General features: G+C 63.2%; 18 protein-coding genes and 2 pseudogenes. 2 read left to right on the top strand and 18 right to left on the bottom strand.

Annotated elements, in window-relative coordinates:
• Window positions 1-183: 183 nt before the first annotated feature.
• On the top strand, window positions 184-1,968 hold the full coding sequence (locus tag LAJ50_RS11920; RefSeq protein ID WP_011871446.1) for an AAA family ATPase: 1,785 nt from the start codon (window positions 184-186) through the stop codon (window positions 1,966-1,968).
• Window positions 1,955-3,769, top strand: coding sequence for an ATP-dependent helicase (locus LAJ50_RS11915; protein WP_020924957.1), 1,815 nt, complete (start codon window positions 1,955-1,957; stop codon window positions 3,767-3,769). The genes LAJ50_RS11920 and LAJ50_RS11915 overlap by 14 nt, the downstream gene beginning before the upstream one ends.
• Window positions 3,770-3,835: 66 nt before the next feature.
• Here the strand turns inward: LAJ50_RS11915 and LAJ50_RS11910 are convergent, their stop codons facing one another.
• The 18 genes and pseudogenes from LAJ50_RS11910 to merT form a co-directional block, all read right to left on the bottom strand.
• Window positions 3,836-4,615 carry a competence protein CoiA family protein gene (locus tag LAJ50_RS11910; protein WP_017514159.1) on the bottom strand — a complete coding sequence of 260 codons (780 nt, stop codon included), beginning with the start codon at window positions 4,613-4,615 and terminating at the stop codon, window positions 3,836-3,838.
• A 138-nt stretch (window positions 4,616-4,753) separates the two neighbouring features.
• Window positions 4,754-7,033 carry a helicase-related protein gene (locus LAJ50_RS11905; protein WP_034200827.1) on the bottom strand — a complete coding sequence of 760 codons (2,280 nt, stop codon included), beginning with the start codon at window positions 7,031-7,033 and terminating at the stop codon, window positions 4,754-4,756.
• 137 nt (window positions 7,034-7,170) lie between these two features.
• Window positions 7,171-7,476, bottom strand: a complete 306-nt coding sequence (locus LAJ50_RS11900) for a hypothetical protein (protein WP_009876590.1) — start codon at window positions 7,474-7,476, stop codon at window positions 7,171-7,173.
• Window positions 7,477-7,565: 89 nt separating this feature from the next.
• Window positions 7,566-7,886 carry a hypothetical protein gene (locus tag LAJ50_RS11895; protein WP_034200826.1) on the bottom strand — a complete coding sequence of 107 codons (321 nt, stop codon included), beginning with the start codon at window positions 7,884-7,886 and terminating at the stop codon, window positions 7,566-7,568.
• Window positions 7,887-7,936: 50 nt separating this feature from the next.
• Entirely contained in the window at window positions 7,937-9,070 is a 1,134-nt protein-coding gene (locus LAJ50_RS11890; protein WP_254912368.1) for a DUF6094 domain-containing protein, read from the bottom strand.
• Window positions 9,071-9,110: 40 nt separating this feature from the next.
• Window positions 9,111-9,761, bottom strand: coding sequence for a hypothetical protein (locus LAJ50_RS11885; protein ID WP_009876587.1), 651 nt, complete (start codon window positions 9,759-9,761; stop codon window positions 9,111-9,113).
• A gap of 76 nt (window positions 9,762-9,837) precedes the next feature.
• Window positions 9,838-10,098, bottom strand: a complete 261-nt coding sequence (locus tag LAJ50_RS11880) for a hypothetical protein (protein ID WP_034200825.1) — start codon at window positions 10,096-10,098, stop codon at window positions 9,838-9,840.
• A 16-nt stretch (window positions 10,099-10,114) separates the two neighbouring features.
• Window positions 10,115-10,522 carry a hypothetical protein gene (locus LAJ50_RS11875; RefSeq protein ID WP_009876585.1) on the bottom strand — a complete coding sequence of 136 codons (408 nt, stop codon included), beginning with the start codon at window positions 10,520-10,522 and terminating at the stop codon, window positions 10,115-10,117.
• 104 nt (window positions 10,523-10,626) lie between these two features.
• Window positions 10,627-10,968 (bottom strand): hypothetical protein, encoded by a 342-nt coding sequence (locus LAJ50_RS11870; protein ID WP_011871442.1) that lies wholly within the window; start codon window positions 10,966-10,968, stop codon window positions 10,627-10,629.
• Between the two features lie 94 nt (window positions 10,969-11,062).
• Entirely contained in the window at window positions 11,063-11,752 is a 690-nt protein-coding gene (locus tag LAJ50_RS11865; RefSeq protein ID WP_009876584.1) for a DUF3275 family protein, read from the bottom strand.
• Window positions 11,753-11,847: 95 nt separating this feature from the next.
• A complete protein-coding gene (locus LAJ50_RS11860; protein WP_034200824.1) occupies window positions 11,848-12,675 on the bottom strand; it encodes a DUF932 domain-containing protein in 828 nt (275 codons plus the stop codon).
• A gap of 152 nt (window positions 12,676-12,827) precedes the next feature.
• Entirely contained in the window at window positions 12,828-13,757 is a 930-nt protein-coding gene (locus tag LAJ50_RS11855; protein WP_009876582.1) for a DUF3577 domain-containing protein, read from the bottom strand.
• A 309-nt stretch (window positions 13,758-14,066) separates the two neighbouring features.
• A pseudogene (locus LAJ50_RS20290) lies at window positions 14,067-14,517 on the bottom strand (XF1762 family protein).
• 141 nt (window positions 14,518-14,658) lie between these two features.
• On the bottom strand, window positions 14,659-14,943 hold the full coding sequence (locus tag LAJ50_RS11845; RefSeq protein WP_031629745.1) for a DUF3085 domain-containing protein: 285 nt from the start codon (window positions 14,941-14,943) through the stop codon (window positions 14,659-14,661).
• A gap of 45 nt (window positions 14,944-14,988) precedes the next feature.
• Window positions 14,989-15,980: pseudogene (locus LAJ50_RS11840) on the bottom strand (Tn3 family transposase); the annotation flags it as partial.
• A gap of 24 nt (window positions 15,981-16,004) precedes the next feature.
• Window positions 16,005-17,693, bottom strand: a complete 1,689-nt coding sequence (gene merA, locus LAJ50_RS11835; RefSeq protein ID WP_003098932.1) for a mercury(II) reductase — start codon at window positions 17,691-17,693, stop codon at window positions 16,005-16,007.
• 10 nt (window positions 17,694-17,703) lie between these two features.
• Entirely contained in the window at window positions 17,704-17,991 is a 288-nt protein-coding gene (gene merP / locus LAJ50_RS11830; protein ID WP_003116826.1) for a mercury resistance system periplasmic binding protein MerP, read from the bottom strand.
• Window positions 17,992-18,003: 12 nt separating this feature from the next.
• Window positions 18,004-18,354, bottom strand: coding sequence for a mercuric ion transporter MerT (gene merT / locus LAJ50_RS11825; RefSeq protein ID WP_003116827.1), 351 nt, complete (start codon window positions 18,352-18,354; stop codon window positions 18,004-18,006).
• Window positions 18,355-18,368: the final 14 nt, after the last annotated feature.

Below are 18,368 nucleotides of genomic sequence, written 5' to 3'. Positions count from 1 at the left end.
GCTAAGGCCCGGGGCAGCAGCAAACAATGCGAACCACGCTGCGTCCGATTTGCCGGCAGCGGTCTAGTCGAACAAAAGCGGCCTTGAGGGCGCCGAAACGGAAAAGCTCAGTCGCGGTCGGCGGATGGAGGCCGGCCGCTTGACTGCTACTATTTGTTAAAACACCAGTGGACGGGGGCGTAAATGAGGGTTTCTCGGGTCAGGTTGATCAATTTCGCCAATTTCTCGGATGTTGATGTCGAGACGGGGGAAAGTATCGTCATCGTGGGAGAGAACAAGGTTGGCAAGAGCAATTTCATTCGCGGCCTGCAGTTGATCCTTGATCCGGGCTTGTCTGAACGCGATCGACAACTGGGGCTTGAACATTTCTGGGACGGACTTGGCGAAGACAAGGTTGGTGCGACCATTGAGGTCTCTGTGGATCTAACGGACTTCACAAACGATCCCCGGCTGATGGCTCACCTCAACGATTGCGTGATTGATCCTGGCCCACCCATGGTGGCCCGACTCACCTACCGCTTCCAGCCTAAGGCGGGCCTGGGGCGCGCCCCGGAATCGTTGAAGGACTATGAGTATGTGATCTTCGGTGGCAACGATCCCGAAATGCGTATCGGCGGCGCACTTCGCCGGATGTTGCCAATAGATGTTCAGGTAGCCCTGCGTGACGCTGAGAAGGACCTTGCGAGCTGGCGCAATTCGCCATTGAGGCCACTCATTGAGGATCTTGCCGCGTCGTTGGATGATGACGCCCGTGAGGAGATTCAGAATCAGGTCGACCAAGCACAGCGAGAGCTGGCTGGACACGAGGAAGTGGTAGCGACAGCAGAACGGATCAGCGAACGGCTGATCGCAATCGCCGGGGGGCAACATGCTGTCCCGGTATCGCTCGGACTTGCACCTACACGAGTGGATGCATTGCTGCGTAGCCTTCGGCTGCTTATCGACAACGGTGTTCGCGGTGTCGGCGATGCCAGCCTAGGAACGGCGAATCTGATCTTCCTGGCCTTGAAGAGCCTCGAACTCGACCGTCTCGTCTCCGAGGGGGAGCGCGACCACACATTCTTCGTCGTCGAGGAGCCCGAAGCGCACCTGCATCCGCATGTCCAGCGTCTTGTCTATCGCTACTTTCTCGGCACAAGAGCGGAAGATGAGGACGAAGCCCCTCCACTGACGACAATTCTCACTACTCACTCGCCGCATATCGCAAGCGTTACACCGATTAGGTCCATCGTTCTCCTGCGTCATAACGCAACGGACGGGAAAACCGTCGCGGTTTCGACCGCGAACACACCTTTCACACAGAGGGATGAAGACGACCTCCAGCGCTACATCGACGTCACTCGCGGAGAAATATTATTTTCCCGGGGAGTGATTCTGGTTGAAGGGGACGCCGAGCGCTTCATCATTCCCGCGTTCGCCGACGCCCTCGGGATTCCTTTCGACATACTTGGAATCACTGTGTGCTCGGTCGGGGGGACGAACTTCACTCCTTATGTGAAGCTTTTGGGCCCTAAAGGGCTAAATATTCCACATGTAATTTTGACAGATCGCGACCCGGTCAATGGCAAACCTCCACTAGCCCACAGGCGATTAATTAATCTCTTAAACGAGGTCGATGACGAATATGGTTACGATGACCTGGATATAGATGAGGTGCTCAAATACGCCGCAGAGTTTGGATACTTCGTCAACGAGAGCACGCTGGAATCCGACCTATTTGCCGCCGGAATGACCGAGGCGATGAAGTCGGTAATCGAGCAGGAGTTGCCGCTGAGGCAAGTCACCCGGGACGCATTGCAAGAGTGGGTGGATGATCCGGATCAGGTCGATGAAGACCGGCTGCTGAAGTTGATTGAACGGATTGGCAAGGGGAGATTTGCACAGGCACTTGCGCCGTCGGTGTCTGAGGACGTTTGCCCGGCCTACATTCGCTCTGCGCTGGAGCATATCCGCGATGCCGTCGCGTAACGTCGGTACAGCCTACCTGGCGCAGGCTGCCGAGTTGGCTGGAAATCCAGGGCAGTTGGCAGCTTACAACTCTCAAGGACATTGTGTGGTACTCGCTGGTCCCGGGAGCGGTAAGACCAAGACACTCGTCCTAAAGCTCGCCCGCATCCTGGCCGAAGACGTCGAGGCCCCTCGTGGCGTTGCGTGCATCACTTATAGCCAGGAGTGCGCTCGCGAACTCGCTCGCCGAATTGAAAACTTGGGACTTCAGCAGGCACCTAATCTTTTCATTGGTACGGTCCATGGGTTCTGTCTGCGTCATCTCTTGATGCCGTATGGACGCCTGGCCGGCCTGCCCATATCTTTCCCACTTTCGGTAGCCACTCAACGAGTCAGTGATCGGTTGTTGAAGCAAACTGGAGATGCGCTTTTCGGCCAGAACCATCCGTACAAAGTTATTGACCTCGGGCGGCATCGCCGTTCCGTGCTCAATCGAAATAGCGTCGCTTGGCGTAGCGAGGAGGAACTCGCTGCCTGGGCCGAGGCCTACGAGGCCGCTCTGCGCGACGAGGGGCTGATTGACTACGATGACATGGTTGTCTTCGGCCAGCGTTTGATCGCCGAGCACGACTGGGTACTACCTCTGGTTCAGGCAAAATTCCCCGTGCTCGCGGTGGATGAGTACCAGGATTTAGGCGTGGCACTGCATCGCATCGTCAAACGCCTTGCCTTCGACGGGGGTGTCCGACTTTTCGCTGTCGGGGATGCGGATCAGTCGATATATGGATTTACGGGAGCTGATGGCGCGTTGCTCATGGAATTGGCGGCTCGCAGAGACATTGAGCCTGTCCAGCTTCAATTAAATTACCGTTCTGGTGCAGGGATCGTGACTGCGTCAGAGATGGCGCTTGGAGAAGCCCGAGGCTATCAAGCGAGCGATCCTGCGCGACAAACGACCATCGAATTTGTCCTGCGCCCGGGTGGTATGGCGGACCAGGCTGCGCACGCCGTCGCGCAGATCATTCCGGCGGCCTTAGCCTCCAAGCCGGGACGAACACTGGGCGATATCGCGATCCTATACAAAGACTATCGCGCAGGCGATATCGTGGCTGAAGCTGTGGCAACCGGTGGTCTCGATCACATCCGTGTGGATACCGCAGCACCTTACCGCAAGGTTGCCCTAACAAGTTGGGTAGAAGATTGTGCGGCGTGGTGCGCGGGTGGCTGGCGTGTTGGACGCCCACAATTGCGTGGACTACTCGACCGCTATCGCGCATTTCATCGGGCGAGCTTGGACGATTCACAGGCCAAGCGCGAAGAGCAAGAGCTAACCGCCTTGCTATGGGAGCTGCGTGCTGACCAGCAACCTGCGCGAGAATTTGTTGCTTCGCTGCGCAACGGTGTAGTGGATCATCTGCTGGCGGCTGAATTGGCGCTCGCTGATCAGAAGGAGCAACTGGATCGCATGACGGCAGCGCTCGCTGAAGGCGGTGCACTGGCTTCGCTAGACATCACGAGTTTGGGCGGTCGGGACGGTTCGCCCGATCACCTGAATCTGCTGACACTGCATTCCGCAAAGGGCTGTGAGTACGACGTCGTCATCATGGTTGGACTCGACCTCGGAAATCTGCCGTGGCGCAATGAAACTCCAGAGAAGTTGCGCGAAAGTCGCCGGCTCTTCTATGTGGGACTCACACGTGCTCGCGACGAGGTCCACATGCTGTATTCGGGCTTCGTTGATGGCCGCTATGGCCCTATGCGCTTTGGGCGCTCGCCATTCCTTGATGAGCTGGAGGCGCGAATGCGTGCCGCTGGCATTTGAGTGTGAACCCGGGAATCTGGAGTGTCGGTGCTGCGTCGGCGCATGTCGAGCAACACCACAGTCGAGCTACATCTTTGCAGCCAAGCGATTGGCTGCGAAACGCTCGCGCGCGAGTCTGGCGGCGTTATTCATCGAGTCTAGGTTATCGATACACCATAGACCGTTGATGCAAAGAAAGCGCTCACTAAGCACTGCTTCAAGTATGTTTGGAAGGGTTGCGTTGAAGAATCCGGCACCCTTGACCGTTGGGGCCGGATCTAGCTCAAGCATCGCGACCGGCAGGTCAGAAAGGCACGGGCCGAAGTGGCCGGCCGAAGGGAACTTGCCCCCAAACTCGGTGCGCAGACGCTCCTTTCCCATGCTCTTGGTGAGAGTGCTATATCGCTCCTGCCGCAGCAACCAAAGAGACTTGATGCCCGCCTCGCGGTACCGCTCTTGGCGTTTACGGTAGTCACGGAGCGACTGATACGATCTTTGGATCTCGACAGCCAACCTAACCCCATTGCGCTCACCCCAGACATCAGCCTGCCAGCGACCTGCATCACCCGAACCCGGCATTTCAACCGAGGCACGGAATCCAAGATCTTCAAGCACGCTGCGCACAAGTATCTTGGCCGCCAGGTGCCATTGGCTTTCTTCGGAAGTACTGCACGCACCTCCTAGATGCGCGAAGAAGGGGTACCCATTAGCACTAACCTTGGGAATCGCTGGAGCGTTGCAGCAAGGCATCAGCAGATCACCGACGCAGTACGCCCGTTGCAACTCTTCCCACTGCGCCTGAGACATATGCAGTGCGTTGGCTGCACCAGTACCATCTGCATATGCTGCTTCGATCACCATAGCCATAGTGCCTCCTTGAATCTCGGTATTGTCTGATCAGTTTAGCCTTCCCCGCGCTGGGACCGGGGCGGTGATCGAATCCTCCGAGCAGCAATTTCCTAGAAAAATGCCGGCACCCCCGAAAGGATGCCGGCAGACAGCAGATCACGCAGTTACCAATTGCCGGGCCAATGCGACCTCGACGGAATCACCATCCTGGTTCAGGACATCGAGCCCCGATTCGGGTACATCGCCCGAAGTGGACTGCGAGACCATGATCTTCTTGGCCATCAGCTCCAGGCAGGTCATCTGCGAGGAGCCGGCGTAGCCCAGGTAGATCACGCGCACGGACAGCTTCTGCCCGATACGCCAAGAGCGGCGTGCCGCCTGCTGGAGCGAATACACGTTGTAGCCCGACTGCATGAACACGATCGTCGGAAACTCCAACAGGTCCAATCCCGTCTTGACAAGCTCGGGATTGGTGATGAGCACGTCGATGCCACGGTCCAACTGCTCGGCGATCCAGTCCTCGCGGCGGCTGGCATCCACGCTTGCGCGCAGTACCGCCACTTTGAAGCCTTCCTGCTCCAGCAATACCTTCAACCGGCTAGTCGTGTCGCGCGTGCCGGTATAGACCGTGTAGGCCAGAACCTTGCGGCCCTGTGCTTTCTCTTCCCTGCAGATGTCGATCAGCTCACGCTCCTTGGGGCTGATCTCGAACTCGTTGAACTGAGCCGGGACGAACGCCAAGGTATTGCGTGTGCGCGGATGCACCACGGTCTCCGACCGGAAGCAGCAGTCCGGCCAGGCCAGCAGCACGTTGAGGACCACACCCAGCAAGGTTGTATCGCGTCGCGCCAGAGCCTGTTTCAGCTCCGCGGTCAGCCGACCCGCCAGATCGCGGTAGGCCGCGGCTTGCGCCGTGTCCATCGCGACTTCACGGAACTCCTCGTCATACGGTGGCAGGACGTTGCCGCCGATGTCTCTGAGTTTGAGGAAGATCGTGAACGGCAGGATGCAGCGCAGCACGCCCTTGGGGCCGAAGCCCGGAGCTTTGACCGTTCTGACACTGACTTTCGTGCCTTTCGCGGTCTTGTGCGCCGTCCCGGTGCTCTCGGAATAAATGTCCTTCAGGACACCGTGATCGCGCATGAACGCCATCGCGGCCGAGGTCATGCTGCCGCTCGTGGTCGGGCGATAGCCGTCTTCGATCATCCGCCCGGGAAGGGCTCGGAACAGCAGGTGGAACAGATCGTCGCCGTAGCCGCCCATCAACGTGCCGGTCAGCAGTAAGGTCTTGCGAGCCTTCGCCGCCAGCACGCCCATGGCCTGGCCCTGGGCGCTGCCGCCGTTCTTGTACTCGTGGGCCTCGTCGGCGATGAGCAGGTCGAACGTGCCTTGCGGCAGGTAGCGCTTGATGAACTCGGACGGTTGATAGCCGCCCTCGCCAAAACCGAACTCCATGTTGGCCATCGCACGTTCCATGCGCGTGGCTTGACGGTCGGAAAACACCAGCTCGCCGTTGCCGTCCATGAGGTTGATGAACTCATGGATGTTGTCGCCCAGCATCGACGCCAGGAACCCGTCGCCGAACTTCTGCATCAGCTTCTGCGCGGTGACTTCCCCGATCGTCGGGATGCGCTTCAACGCTTTCAGCACGGCCGAGGACTGGTCGCTGCCGGACAGGCTGCGCGGGCGGATCAATGTCCACAGGGGCGCGGCGCAATGGCTGCACTTCCTGCGGTACTCCTCGGCTTCGAGCGCGACCGGGTTGACCGGCTCGCCGTCGAGGTCGGTGATGACCGTGCCGCAGTCAGGGCACGCTGCCACGTCGCCATGGCGGGTGCGCCGCGTGGTGAAGACAGGCTTCCAGTGGAATCCCATCCGCATCCTGACGCGCCCCAGGACAAAGAACTCCTGGCCCGTGGGCTGCACACCCAACTGCTCGCGCAGCTTGATGAGCTTGACCAGCGTGTCCGGGCCGTTGAGCACCCAGACCTTGGCGCCTGCCACCGTCTCCTGGATCTCGCGCCGCCACTTGTAGACCAGGTGCGGTGGAGAAAGAACCAGGGTACGGCGATAGCCTTCGGCGTTGAGCACGGCGGCTGTGGCGATACCAACGGTCGTTTTGCCGCAACCCATCTCGCCGTTGACGATCGCGGCGTGTTCGCCACGGTCGATCAGCAGCTCGGCGGCGGCATGGACGACTTCGGCTTGGGCTTGGAATAGCTTGCGTTTGAGGCTGGCGACGACGAGTTGACGATGCGCCTGCGGCTGGCCGGTATAGACCGGCGGATTGGCGCTGTTGAGGGCGTCGAGCAGTTCGTCGCCGAACTCGCCGACAAAATCCTGAAGGCTCAGGGTCAGAGGGTTGGATTCCGCGTCGAGCAGTTCGCCCTGTACGGGCGTGGCTTCGGCGGTAGTGTTTTCGAGATCGAGGGACATGGTGATGCTCCAAAGAAAATGGGGCATGCACCACCCCCAAAGGGGCAATGGCCTGCCCCAGGGTGGGAAGATCAATCGGCACACGGCCGACGGTGGATGGAAAACGCAGGCGCTGGCGGCCTGCTGGTGAAATGTGCTTAGTCTTCGGACGGCAGCACGATGGATGTGAGATGGCGTTTCGCATCGGTGACGATGCGAATGCGCAGCGCACGATGAATCACGTAGTGCGATTCCAGCAAAGCACCCGATTGAAGTGCGATGCCGTTGGCTTGCCATTGCCCGTCGCTGACGTCCCCCCAGTCGCCACGGACATGGCGACGGAAGTACGGAATCGGGTCAAGACGACCGGCGCGGACCAGGCGGTCGATACCTTCGCTGAGGATGAGTGCACCTACCGGAAACAGCAGGTCCTGGCAGTAGGTTTCGATGTGTCGGGATGCCATGGATTCCTCCTTGATGGATTCATTGAGCCACGACACCCCTGGCGGAGTGAAGTGGCTCCGTCAGGTGACTGGGATGACGATGGGTGACTTCAGATCATGTCGCGCTCTTCGGGAAGCTGGACAACCGTGGTCTGGTGGTCTTCGCTGGTCTTGACGATCAGAACCAGCTCCGGCGTGATCCGGTAGTAGGAGATCATCAGGTTGTCCTGTTGGAGTGCGACGTCGTTGGCCTTGCGGGTGGCCTTGTCGATCTCGCCCCAGTCACCGCGCACATGGCGCTGGACATAGGTCAAGGGGTCGATCAGGCCTTTGCGGGCCAACCAATGCACCTTCTCGCTCAACTTCAGCGAGCCCGGTGCGAACAACGGTTGCTTCTGCGGCGCGGGCCGCTTGAACGGATTTGGGAACATGGTGTTTCTCCTTCGATGTGGTACAGCAGGACAGCAGCGCGTCCGGTGGATTAACGAATGGTCAAGACGTCGCCCCGTGTCGGGGAGCCAGGCGTCATGTCCCACGCGCGGATGACAGGTACGAACTTGTCGGTGAGGATGCGGGTCTCGGCGATGGAGCCGTCTTCGCGTTCGGTGAATTCCCGCTGGAGCGTCTTGTCCTTGTGGGTGTCACCTTTGACGACGAGCACGCGCCCCGTCTTGGAGCGCACAACCCCCGAGATCGCGCCTGCGGCCAGAGCCAGGGCGAGATGCCAGTGGGACAAGGCCCGCGCCGGTGGACGCAGCGACTGCTGCGCGGCCCCCAGGTGCGTGTCCTGCGACGGCCAGAGGCCTTGCAGCCTGCCAACCTCGTCGGCGAACTGCTCGGGCTCCATCGTCACGCGGAAGAAATGCTCCGGCTCGGCCGGACTGGCGGGGACGATGTACGGCAGGAACGGCCATTCGCTCGGCAGTTCGTCAGCTTCGATCTCGCCTTGCCCAACCTGCAGCAGCAGATTGCGCACGGCCTTGACGCCATCCGAGGCCTGCTCGCGCTGGCGCACCCGCCGGCCGAAGATCACAACTTGCTTGAACTGCGTCTCCACCGCTCGGTAGATGCGCAGGTCGGTGTAGTGGCGCGTCAGCCAGCCGACCAGCTCCGCGTCGAGCACGTAGCCGGGGACGATGAAGACCAGCACGCCGCCGTATTGCAGCAACGACAAACTGCGCTGGTAGAACAGTTTTTCGAGGCGGGCACGACCCTGGCCCTGATAGCCGATGTTGCCGTTGACGTCCTTGGACAGGTCGCCATACGGCGGGTTGAGCCAGAGCAGTCCGAACGACTGCTTGGAGACCATCGTGTCCATCAGGTCCGCGTGCAGGCAGTGATCGACCAGGCCGCGGGCATGGCGTGCCCGCTCCGCGTCGAACTCAACGGCGAACGCCTTGGCCTGCTCGCGCCCGAGGGCGTGGGCGGCTTCGGCGATCGCTACGCCTTCGCCGGCGCAGGGATCGAGGATGCACATCGGCCCGTCGCTGGGCATCAGTGCGTTGAGGGCTCTTTCGAGCGTGGGTTCATCAGTCGGGAAATACCCGTTCTTCACGAAATTGCGGGCAAGCCGCGGGAACATGAGGGCCATGGAAGTCTCCTGGTTGGCGGGGATGAAAGACGGAAGCACACCAAGGCGTGCCTCCGAGGGTGGGTCAGGCCGCTACCACTTCCGGCGTCCAGATCTTGGCCGGGTATGGATAGGCGGTGAGCACGTCACTGCGGATCAGGGAGCCCAGCGCCAGGGTCAGCGTCGGCACGTCGATGGCGAGCCGATGGCCTTCCAGCGGCCCGAGGGCGAACGGAAGGCGGCCCAGCATCTCGCGGCTTTGCAGCAGTTCCAGCACGGTCTCGCGCCAGTGGTCGAGCAGCGGCAACGGGCACGTGTCCCGCACCAGCGTCCACAGGCGGTCAAGCCTGTGGGCGCTGTCGCGTGGCAGCAATGCCAGCGCGCTGGCGTTGGCCTTGTCGGGCTTGACGCAGCGCCGGTCGAACAGCCACACGTTGGACAGCGAACCGAACAGCGTTCGCCGGTAGGCGCGCGTGATGCGCTTTTCCAGGCGATCGACGTTGCCGATGAACACCGGGACGCTGCCGCCCTGGTCGGTGATGACGTGAAACTGGTCCAGTCCCTGCTCGTCGCGCCCAAGGGTCAGGCGAGCGAGGAACTGCTGGACGGCGGTGTCCCGCGCCCAGATCGACAGGAAGATCAGGTTGCCCTGGTCGTCGCCGACGCAGGCGTCGGCCATCACATCCGGGCATTCGTCGATGCGGTACAGCGTGGTGGAAGAAGTGTGTGCGGGCATGGTGGTGTCCTCGGATGAACGGGAACAGCACCGCCCGCTGGGGCAAGTGCTGCCCCTGGGGGTGGAAGAAAACCGCTCAGTCCGGCTCGAACTGCCGGGTGTGCGGGTTGAAGTGAAGCACCTCGTCCACCGCGGTGATCGGCGTGAAGCCGTCCAGGTAGATGTTGTTGAGGTACTGGTCGCGGTAGGTCAGTGCCTGCCGCGCCTGTTTCTCGGTGAGGCCGTTGTCGATGAAGTACGCCAGCATCTCCTCGTCGGAGGACACTTCGTCGTTGGACAAACTCCCTTCAACGAGCGCCAGCAGCGAGGGGGAGAGCGCAGCGAGGATCAGGTCCATGTCGGTTCCTCCTGGCTCAGACCATCAGCGTTGCGGCGGGTGCCGTGACAGCCGTGGGTGTGCGTCGCCGAGCGTGGTAGGCGCGAACGCCTGCACGCCATTCGGCAGACTGCTCCGGTGCAAGGTCCAGATAGGACAGCGGGCACGAGTAGTAGTACGGGTGCATGGACTCGTCCAGCGGCTTGTAACCCCACTGGCCGCCGCTGCGTTCAAGCAGATCGCAGCGGATGTAGCGCAGGGATTGGCCCGGCGCGAGATCACGATGTACGCCTTCGACCTTGGCCGTCACTTCCGCGACAGACCAGAGGACGTTGCCGCGCAGCGCGTGGGCGATGACCTTGACGCTGGCGCGCTCGGTCTCTTGCGGTGCGATCAGTTCCGCGATCAGTTCAGACCGCGATTGGGGTGAGAAATACCAGCCCATGAGAGGCCTCCTGGAAAAGTAGAGCCGGAGGCCTCCCCACGGGGAGGGCCTCCCGGCGGGTGATGAAAAGCCGCAGGTGCGGCGAAGGAACCTATGCTTTGCCCTTAGTCCCAGTCGTCATCGTCGCGATCACAACCGGCCGGGCAGTAGCCGAACTCGATCCCATGCGAGCAATAGCCATGCTCCGCATTCCAGTCCTGGGCTTCCTGCCGCTCGGCGGGTGTTGCGTAGTCCCATTCGTGGGCTGCGATTTCCAGGGCCTGAGCTCGCTGGCTTTCCGGCAACCGACTAGCTTGCGCGTCGATCTCCGAACTGAAAAGCGTGACCCAATGATCCCAGGACAGGCCGCAACCACGCTGGGCGTGCTCGGCGGCTGTCTTGCAAACAGCTCGCCATGCGGATTCATCCAGCGCGGAACGGGGTACATCGAAAGCGATGGTGGACATGATGGAGACCTCCAGAAAATGGCCGAGGCCTCCCCCGCAGGGGGAAGGAACCCCGGCGGGTGGATGAAGAACACCGCGGATGCGGCGTCTGCGATCACGCAGGTTGCAGTTCGGCCTGACGGCTCCACTCCTGCGTCTTGAAGTCCAACGCAAAACCCAGTTCGCCCAGGCGGGCGATCTGCGCGCGCAGGGCGCGGCGGTCGATGGTCGAATCCAATTTCACGGACTCGCCCAGCGGCCACAGCAGACCGAACAGAGCGGCGTCGCCATCTTCGGTGCTGCCGGGGGCAGCCGCCGCAGCGGGCGTCGGCGCATCCACACCGAAGGGCGTGGTATCGACCAGAGGATCCGCCGACGCCTGCACGGGTGCGTGCTTGGCGGGCGTGGAGGCCTTGGCAGACTTGGCCGGCGTTGCTGCAGGCTGCGTCCCCAGCTCTTCATCGAGTGGATCGACGTCCTGGGTGGCGAAGCTTCGGGCTTCGTCGCGGCTCAGTTTGTCGATTCCGTTGAGCGTCATTCCGTCCAGGTTGGCGCGGATCTCGAACCGCATGCCGTCGCCGACCGGATAGGACTTCGGGAAGATGTAGCGGATGATGAATTCCCCGTCGTATTTTCCTTCGGGGTACTGCTCCAGCTCCGCATCCTTGACCGCGAACTTGCCGATGGGGGTGACAAGGCGGCCGACGGTGAACGGGCCGTTCTTGCCGCGTATGGTGCGCAGCGTGAGCTGGCCCGGAACAATGATGGGCGATACCGATTGCTCGGGCGCCGATGTGGTTGCCATGTTGGTTCTCCTGATGACGAATAGCGGGCCGCCGACGGCGCCCGGTGGATGAGAGGAAATGGACCTCACCCGAGCTGGGCGAGGTCCGCTTGGCATCACGCCTTGAGCTGGCGCATGCCTTCGGCCAGCAGCCACAACGCCCGGTTCAGGCGCAGGTTCTGGTCGATTCCTTGCACCGGACGGGTGCGTTGATTGCGGCCATTGGCCGAGCGTCCGTTCAGGCCCCCTTTGACTAGGTTCTCCTGGACGCGGTTGAAGACGGCCCACAGGTCGTTCTTGCGGTCGTCCCAGCGCCTGGGCGCCAGAAGTTGGCTCTCCGTGACAGGGGTGGACTTGGCCGGGTCGTCGTACTTGAGTGCGAGCGCGGAATTCGCAAAGATTTCCGCTTCGCCCTCATCGAGGGTGATGGTGCGCATCGCATCGCGCGCGTCCTGCACGCGCTCGAAGCCTTCGAGAACCTCGTAGGCACCTTCGATCACCTGGCTTGCCACGTCGCCCTTGTGAGGAACGCGGATGTCTGCGGTGGTGTCACCGCAAACCAGGCCGTTGTGGCAGACGAACCGGAACATGCCGGCGAGCATCTGATAGCTGCTCGTGCCGTCATGGCTGTTGAGCAGGATGATCTCGTTCGCCTCGTCGCCGTTGATCTGGCTTGCATGGCGAAGTCGGATGAGGTGCTTCGTGTACTCGCGCCGATCCTCGTTGCGCACGCGCGTCTGACACACCATGAAGGGCTCGAAGCCCTCCTGGCGCAGCTTGGTCAGCACGGTCGAGGTCGGTATGTAGGCATACCGATCGGACCGGCTCCCATGTGGAGCGTCGGCGAAGATCGACGGAACGACGGCACGAATGCGGTCGTCCGAGAGTGGGCGATCAGAGCGCAGGATCGGGGATTGCGGAGCAAAACGGGATGCCAGAGACATGGCTGATCTCCTTTGAGAAATGCGGTAACCGCGCGGTCGTGTGACCACGCGGGACTCGGGGGATGAAAAGACGCAAGCACCTTTGGCGTCTTGGGGACGCGGCGGATGCTAGGGAGGAGAAGCGACAAGGCCCCATGAGGGGCCATGCCGGATCAAAACGAAGCGACCAAGGCCGGCTCCTGCTCCTCGACTTCACCCTCGGGCTCGCGCTCGGCGGACTCGACGGGTAGGTCGGAAACGGCGTCGGCGGCAGTGTCGATGGCGTTGTCGGCTTCGGGCGCGGGTGCGTCCTCCACCGTTGGCGCCTCGGCTTGCGCCTGGCTCATCGGATAGACCTGGGTGCCATCGATCTTGATCAGACCGATGTGGATCAGCGTCGACTCCAGGCTTGCGGCCGGTGCCCCAGCGTGCTCGCCCTTGGTACGGATGTACGGATCGATCTTCATGTCGTTGAGACGGAAGGCGATCAGCACCTTGCGATCCCCTTCGATGGCCTGCACGCATCGGCGAACCAGATGCTCGGCCCCGAGGGTGGCGACGATCGTGTCGAAGTACCGATATTCCGGTTCATCGACAGGTCCGGCCAATGCGGCGATGGAGCATGACAGGAACGGATCGCCATCCTTGGGGGTGACGTCCTTCGGACGGTTGAGGTAGCCGATGCCACGGGTAATCAGCTCGTGCTGCTCGATTGAAGCCAGTTCGGCCCGCTCGATCGGCTCGGCCTTGAGCAGTCGCGCCTTGAGGGACGCGGCGGCCTTGCCCTGGTTTTCGCCCTTGTCGCGGATGTACGCATCGCCCCACAGGTCACCGAGGCGAAAGCGCACCAGCGGGCGCTGCTTGGAATCGTCAACGCCGATGTAGCGCTGAACGAGCTTCTTGGCCTCGGCACCCGAGACCTTGACATCGAAGTAGCGGTAGCTGGGGTCCCTGGCGGGGCCGACCAATGCGGCGATGGTGCATGCCAGGAAGGGCTGCGCACGGCGGCCGCCCCTGACGGGCACTTCACGGACACGCTGGATGTAGCCGATGCCCGATGTGTGGAGGTCGAAATACGATTTCTCGTTGGACGTGGTGTTCATGGTGAATCTCCATTGGGAAAAGCGGAGACACACCGGCCCACGCATGCGGGGAAGGTGCGTGACCCCGCGGTGGGTTGATAAGGCGAAAGCATCCGCCACCAGAGGCTGGTGGCCGCTCGCGGAAGGATGCGGTGCGAGCTGGCTCGGTCACGCAGTGGGAACTGCGCCGCAACCTCGAAGACCGATGGTTGCCTGGCATGTCGCTGACGACGTCAGCAGGCATGGGGCCAGCATGGCGGGGCCTCGCGCGCGCGGCAGCAATCAATCGGCACCCGGGCGCTTCCCTTTGTCCGCGCCACCCGGCGCCTGTCACAGGCACTTGGCGCCGCGCAGGTGCTCGGGGGTATCGGCGCGCGGACGGCCGGGACGGCTCCAGGCGCCGCCACCGCGCGCGCCGATCAGCCGCCAGCCGGCGGCGCGCAGGCTGGCGCCACCTTCGTCGGGCATGGTGTAGGTGAGCAGGCGTATGTAGCCCAGCGCCCTTGCCGCCTGCCAGGCCGCGCCGTAGAGCTTGCTGCAGGCGCTGGGTGTGCCGTCGGTGCACAGCCGCGTGACTTCCAGCGTCCAGGTGCCGCGCGACCGGGCGGCCGACAATGGCCACGCCGTGGATCAGGTCGCTGTCGCTCAGCGTGACGGCCAGGGCGAACTTCGCGCCCTGGACCGGGCGGTGGTGGCGATGGTGCGACAGAACGAATGCATTGGCCGTGCGCAGCGACACCGGTAGGAGGTGCAGCCTCGGCGAGGTCGATGGCGTGTTCATGCGGTTGTCTCCGGTGGCATGCCGGCGTTGTGGCCGGCGGGGCGTGCCTCGGCGGCTGGAGACAAACGCGCACGCGCGGCGATGGCGGCGGTGCGAACAAAAGAAGGCCCCCGATGCGGGGGCTGCGAGGCGGTTGCCGCGTCAGGCGGGAGGCACCACTGCTAAGGACAGGTGCGTGGCGGTGGCGGAAAGCACGAGATCGTCCGCCGAGTGCTGGAGGCGCGTGAACAGGCCGTCCTTCGGGTCGAAATACTCCGCGAAGTCATCGCCGCCCAGCTCGCGGCCGGCGAGGTGCCACCAGTCATCGAACGGGTCGGTGTCCGGGTTGCATCCGACGGCGTAGGCGAGCAGTGCCTGGCGCCCATCCGGGCGACGCTCCCCACGCTCGGCGAGGAAGTACACGCCCTGATCCTTGACCAGGACAATGCGGCACTGATTGGGGACGTCTCAGAAAACGGAAAAAATCGTACGCTAAGCCGGTTGCAGCGGTCGTAGCGGCCTGAACTTGCCCGCGCCGATCTTGGCGCTGCTGCGCCAGAGGTAATCGCCGGTCAGGTTGATGTGCTCCCAGCCCAGCGGCGACAGGTACTGCAACAGGGCGTCATCGACAGTCTGGCCGTGACCGCGTAAGGCGTTTGAGGCCCGTTCCAGATAGACCGTGTTCCACAACACTATGGCCGCCGTCACCAGGTTGAGGCCGCTGGCCCGGTAGCGCTGCTGCTCGAAACTGCGGTCGCGGATTTCGCCCAGCCGGTTGAAGAACACGGCGCGGGCTAGCGCGTTGCGGGCTTCGCCCTTGTTCAGTCCGGCATGCACGCGGCGGCGCAGCTCGACGCTTTGCAGCCAGTCCAGGATGAACAGCGTTCGCTCGATGCGGCCCAGCTCGCGCAGCGCCACGGCCAGGCCGTTCTGGCGCGGGTAGCTGCCGAGTTTCCTGAGCATCAGCGAGGCCGTCACCGTGCCCTGCTTGATCGAGGTGGCCAGCCGCACCTTGGCGTTGATCGCCTTGCCGGACGCCTGGAACTGCTGCTGATGCTTGTGCTTGGCAGCGTTGAACAGCTTGCCCAGGATGCGGTCGTGCAGGTCGATGATTTCGTCGGTGACGGTGGCCATGCCCTCGATGGCGAGCGCACCAGGGTCGCGTAGCGGCGCTGTGCCTCGAACTTGGCCAGATCGGCGGGCGTCATCTGGCCGCCTTCGCGGGCGATCTTGAGCAGGCGGTTCTGGTGCACCGACCGCTCGATGCCGGAAGGCAGGTCGAGCGCCTGCCAGGCTTTGAGGCGCTCGATGTGTTCGAGTATGTGGCGGGAGTTCGGCTTGACGGGCGACTGGCGCAGCCAGGCCAGCCAGGTCGTCTTGCCGTTGTCGTGGCGCTTGAGCAGATCGTCGAGGCGGTGCCGGTGGGTGGCCGACAGGGGATCGGACAAGGCCGCGTAGATGCGGCGGTTGGCGCGGCTGTAGGCGTTCATCGAACACCTCCCTTTTCCTCATCCGGCGCAACAGGACAGTTGCTTCACGTCCTTGTTGAAGGTCTGCGCCGCGAGCTTCAGTCCCTCGACCATGGTCAGGTAGGGGAACAACTGGTCGGCCAGCTCCTGCACGGTCATCCGGTGGCGGATCGCCAGCGCGGCCGTCTGGATCAGTTCGCCCGCTTCCGGCGCGACCGCCTGTACGCCGATCAGCCGCCCTGAGCCAGCTTCCGCCACCAGCTTGATGAAGCCGCGCGTGTCGAAGTTGGCGAGCGCCCTCGGCACGTTGTCGAGCGTCAGCAGCCGGCTGTCGGTCTCGATGCCGTCGTGGTGCGCTTCCGCCTCGCTGTAGCCCACGGTCGCCACCTGCGGATCGGTGAACACCACCGCCGGCATCGCCGTCAGGTCCAGCGCCGCGTCGCCGCCGGTCATGTTGATCGCGGCGCGCGTGCCGGCCGCCGCCGCCACATAGACGAACTGCGGCTGGTCGGTGCAGTCGCCGGCAGCAAAGATGTGCGGTGCGCTCGTGCGCATGGCGCGGTCGATGACGATGGCTCCCTGCGCATTGACTTCGACGCCTGCCGCTTCAAGGTTCAGGCTGCGCGTGTTCGGCGCGCGACCGGTGGCGACCAGCAGCTTGTCGGCGCGCACTTCCCCCTGCCCGGTGGTGAGCACGAATTCCCCGCCCGCATAGGCAACGTGGCTCGCCTGGGTGTGGTCCAGCACCTCGATGCCCTCGGCGCGGAAGGCGTCTGTTACGGCTTCCCCGATGGCCGGGTCTTCTCGGAAGAACAGCGTGCTGCGCGCCAGGATCGTGACCTGGCTGCCCAGCCGGGCGAAGGCTTGCGCCAACTCGACCGCCACCACGGAGGAACCAATCACGGCCAGCCGCTCGGGGAGCGAGCTGCTTTCCAGCGCCTCGGTGGAGGTCCAGTGGGGTGTGTCCGCAAGGCCCGGGATTGGCGGAAGCGCCGGGCTCGCGCCGGTGGCAATCAGGCAGCGGTCGAAGTTCACCTCGTGCGTGCCGCCGTCAGCGGTCGCCACGGTCAGCGTGCGCGTGTCCCTGAACCGGGCCTCGCCGCGCAGCACGGTGATGGCCGGAGTGCTTGCCAGGATGCCTTCGTACTTGGCATGGCGCAGCTCCTCGACGCGGCCTTGTTGCTGGGCCAGCAGCCGCTCGCGCAGTACAGCGGGCGCTGCGGCCGGCAGGCCAGCATCGAACGGGCTTTCGCGGCGCAGGTGGACGATGTGCGCGGCGCGGATCATGATCTTGGACGGCACGCAGCCGACATTGACGCAGGTGCCGCCGATGGTGCCGCGCTCGATCAGCGTGACGCGGGCGCCTTGCTCCACGGCCTTCAAGGCAGCCGCCATCGCCGCGCCGCCGCTGCCTATCACAGCCACGTGCAGCGCTTGTTCACCGCCAACATGCTTCGTTTCGCCACCGAGCCAGCCCAGCGCCTTGTCTAGCAGGCCGGCAGGCTTGTTCGGCGTGTCGGTAAGCCGTGCGCGATAGCCGAGCGTGGCCACTGCGGCAACCAGCGGGGCCACGCTCACGCCTGCATCCGCCTCGATTTCGGCCTGCCGCTGCGGATAGGACACCGAGGCCGCGCGCACGCCGGGCACGTTCGTCAAAGCCTGCTGGACGTGCTCGGCGCACGACGTGCAGGTCATGCCTTCGATGTGGAGGGTGATCGCCTCGGCCATGATTACGCCCTCACTGCTTGACGCTGGACGGGTAACCCGCGTTTGCGGTGGCCTTGGTCAAGGCGTCGGCATTGGTCTTGGCCTCGTCGAAGGTGACGACGGCCTCCCGCTTCTCGAAGCTGACTTCGGCCTTCTCGACGCCGGCGACCTTGGACAGAGCCGTCTTGACCGTGATCGGGCACGCGGCGCAGGTCATGCCGGGCACCGACAGGGTGACGGTCTTGGTGGCAGCCCAGGCGGGCGCGCTTAGAGCGGCGGCCAGGGCGATGAGGGTGGTGAGGGTGGTGAGTTTCTTCATGGTGATCTCCTTTCAGTAGAACAGCGGCAGGACGTAGGGAAACGCGAGGGCAACCAGAACCAGGGCGGCCACGATCCAGAAGATCACCTTGTAGGCAGTCCGCACTTGGGGCACGGCGCAAACGTCGCCGGGCTTGCAGGCATGGGCTGGTCGGAAGATGCTGCGCCAGGCGAAGAACAGCGCGATGAGCGCTGCGCCGATGAAGATCGGCCGATACGGCTCCAGCACGGTCAGGTTGCCGATCCACGCGCCAGAGAAGCCGAGCGCGACCAGGACAAGGGGGCCGAGGCAGCAGGCCGAGGCGAGGACGGCCGCGACGCCGCCGGTCGCCAGTGCGCCGCAGCCGTTCTTGGGTTCCGACATAAGGTTCTCCTTCC

This window comes from Pseudoxanthomonas sp. X-1 (assembly GCF_020042665.1).
Classification (GTDB): domain Bacteria; phylum Pseudomonadota; class Gammaproteobacteria; order Xanthomonadales; family Xanthomonadaceae; genus Pseudoxanthomonas_A; species Pseudoxanthomonas_A spadix_A.
This window is presented reverse-complemented; position numbering and strand designations above follow the sequence as displayed.